Annotated in this window: 1 protein-coding gene and 1 pseudogene; one reads left to right on the plus strand and one right to left on the minus strand. The window is 69.2% G+C overall.

Annotated features, from left to right (window positions below; translation table 11 throughout):
* A pseudogene (locus tag AC2VNT_RS01730) lies at window positions 1–309 on the plus strand (MFS transporter); the annotation flags it as partial.
* A 5-nt stretch (window positions 310–314) separates the two neighbouring features.
* Here the strand turns inward: AC2VNT_RS01730 and AC2VNT_RS01735 are convergent.
* Window positions 315–1,370, minus strand: coding sequence for an NAD(P)-dependent alcohol dehydrogenase (locus AC2VNT_RS01735; RefSeq protein WP_486945216.1), 1,056 nt, complete (start codon window positions 1,368–1,370; stop codon window positions 315–317).
* Window positions 1,371–1,696 lie beyond the last annotated feature (326 nt).

Raw genomic sequence — 1,696 nt, forward strand, 5'->3', positions numbered from 1 at the left:
CCGGACGTCTGGGCGGCGGCGACCTTCATCACGCTGGCGCTCTGCCTGGGCGTCGGTACCGGCGCGGTGTTCGGCTGGGTGACCCGCCGTGCCCCGGCCGGAACGCTCGGCTCGATCACCGGGATCGTCTCGGCGGCGGGGGGATTGGGCGGATACTTTCCGCCGCTGCTGATGGGCGCCACCTACGACCCGGTGCACAACGACTACACCGTCGGACTACTGCTGCTGGTGGTCACCGCGGTGATCGCGGTGGCCTACACCACGATTCGGGTGCCCGCCCGCGAACCGGCCTGCCCGACACCGGACTAGCCGGGTCAGGCCGACCGCAGCGACGCCGTGTCGATCACGAACCGGTAGCGCACGTCGCTGGCCAGCACCCGCTCGTAGGCGGTGTTGACGTAATCCGGCTCGATCACCTCGATCTCCGGGCGCACGTCGTGCTCGGCGCAGAAGTCGAGCATCTCCTGGGTCTCGGCGATCCCGCCGATCATCGACCCGGAGAGGCTGCGCCGCATACCGGCCAGCGGGAACGGCGGCACCGCCATGGCGTGTTCCGGCATGCCCAACTCCACCAGGGTGCCGTCGACGGTGAGCATGTTCAGGTAGGCGCCCAGGTCCAGGTTGGCCGAGACGGTGTTGAGGATGACGTCGAAGCTGTTGCGCAGCTTCGTGAAGGTGGCCGGATCGCTGGTCGCGTGGTAGTGACTCGCGCCCAGCCGCAGGCCGTCGTCCATCTTCTTCAGTGACTGCGACAGCACGGTGATCTCGGCGCCCATCGCCGCGCCCAGCTTGACGCCCATGTGCCCCAGGCCGCCCAGGCCGACCACCGCGATCCGCTTACCGGGACCGGCGTTCCAGTGCCGCAGCGGTGAGTACAGCGTGATGCCGGCGCAGAGCAACGGCGCCGCGGCGTCCAGCGGGATCGAGTCCGGGATGCGCAGCACGTACTTCTCGTCGACCACGATCCCGCCGCTGTAGCCGCCGTAGGTGGGCTCGCCGTCGCGACCGACCGCGTTGTAGGTGCCCACCATGCCGGTTCCGGTGCAGTACTGCTCGACGCCGGCGTCGCAGCTCGGGCAGGACCGGCAGGAGTCGACGAAGCAGCCCACCCCGACCCGATCGCCCACGTTGTACTTGGTCACCTCGGAGCCGACCGCGGTCACCACCCCGGCGATCTCGTGGCCCGGCACCACCGGGTAGCGCGGCTTGCCCCACTCGGCCCTGACGGTGTGGATGTCGGAGTGACAGATGCCGGCGAAGGCGATGTCGAAGGCGACGTCGTGCGGGCCGGGGTCGCGGCGGGTGATGGTGGTCTTGGTCAGCGGTGCGTCAGCCGAGCCGGCGGCGTATGCGGAAACGGTCGTGGTCATGCGGGTGCCCCTACGTTCGTTGGCTTCTGGAGTGTTGATGCGATCCAGGTAGATAGCTTAGCAAAGTAAAGTGGGCCGCGACCGGGGCCGGTAGCCCCGGCGGCGTCGCCGCGTTCTGCCGGCGTTCGGATCCAGTTGGTGCCGGCGGAGATCACCGACCGATACCGGCGGGATCTCGGCCGTGAAGCCCGCCGGGTGGTGGACCCTCAGTTGATCGGGGCGTCCAGGAAGCTCAGGTCGTCGATGATGCCGCAGGCGGCGACCGGACCCTGGCCGGTCTGCCCTTTCTCGGTGAGCACGATGTTCACCCGGGTATCGCGGGAGGC

The organism is Mycobacterium sp. TH-M15 (genome assembly GCF_057473705.1).